The sequence below is a fragment of the Brevibacterium sp. Mu109 genome (assembly GCF_900169375.1).
In the GTDB taxonomy this organism is placed as follows: Bacteria; Actinomycetota; Actinomycetes; order Actinomycetales; family Brevibacteriaceae; genus Brevibacterium; species Brevibacterium yomogidense_A.
The window spans coordinates 1-1,186 of sequence record NZ_FXZF01000105.1; the positions used below are offsets into that span (position 1 = coordinate 1).

A 1,186-nucleotide genomic window follows, 5' to 3' on the forward strand; every position below is an offset into this window, starting at 1 on the left:
GGCTCTTCAGAGTTGAGTGTGGGTTGAGGCATCCAGCCCGCCGGCGATTAGGAGCATGCGGAGTCGATAGTGATCGAAGTTGCGGAACCCGCGAGCGATACGCCGACCGAGCTCGATGAGCCCGTTGACGGCCTCGGTACCACCGTTGCTGGCACCGTCGGTATCGAAGTACGCCAGGATCGTCGTCTTCCACTTCCGCAGAGTCCTGCCCAGCCGGGCGATCTCCGGGATCGGACACGTCGGCAAAGCCTCGATGACGCGGATGGCGAGCCGGCGGCCCTGGGCGAGAGCGTCCTGGTGGAACATGTCCCTCACGTCCTGGGCGCACTGGTAGGCGACCTCGACAGCGACATGATCCTCATGCGCGACGAACGCCGACTGCAGACGCGCCTGTTGCCGGTCGGTGAGGCGTTCGCGTCCGGCCCTCAGGATGGTGCGGATGCCGTAGAGGGGGTCGCCCCTGCGTCCCCGGTGCCCGAGCGTCTGCTGCTGGATACGACGGCGGACATCATCGACGGCGCTGGTGGCGAGCTTGACGATGTGGAAGGCATCGAGTACGCAGGTGGCGTCTTCCAGCTGGTCATCGATCGCGTTCTTGTAGCCCTGGAACGGGTCCAGAGTCGCGACCTTGATTCCATCACGGAAGGCGGGGCCGCGCGCGTGGAGCCAGTCCTTGTAAACCGTCCCGGAGCGTCCCGGGACGAGGTCCAGCAAGCGGGCGGTCGGGTGTCGACTGCGGGAGAGATCGACCATGCCGGTCAGCTCTTTCGGCCCCCGCCTGCGAGGACTCGTGTGGTGCCAGATGTGCTCGTCGACGCCCAGGACTTCGACGCCGTCGAAACGGGCCGGATCCGCAGCGGCGTCGGCCAGGCGGGGGCGGACCTGGGACCACAGGGTGTTCCACGTCGTGCCCAGCTGTCGAGCCAGCCCCTGGATCGAGGCGTTCTCGTAGCGCAGCTGACGAACCGCCCAGGACACCGCACGGGTCGTCAACCTACCGCGCGGGGCCGCTACCTGAGTGGACTGCTCGAGGAAGGACACCACCGGGCAGGCGGACTCGGGGCAGATCCAGCGGCGCTTTCGCCACCGCAGACGGGTCGGGCGTCCCGCGAAGGGCGCATCGATCAGAGTCACGGTCACACGTCCGTGGCCAGTGGCGATGACGCCGCATCCGGGACAGCCGGTG

The 1,186-nt window shown here is 67.5% G+C and carries 1 protein-coding gene; it reads right to left on the reverse strand.

Annotated elements, in window-relative coordinates; all coding sequences use genetic code 11:
• Positions 1–6: 6 nt before the first annotated feature.
• The coding region (locus BSP109_RS16665; protein WP_101602068.1) for an ISL3 family transposase at positions 7–1,186 on the reverse strand (1,180 nt) is incomplete at its 5' end.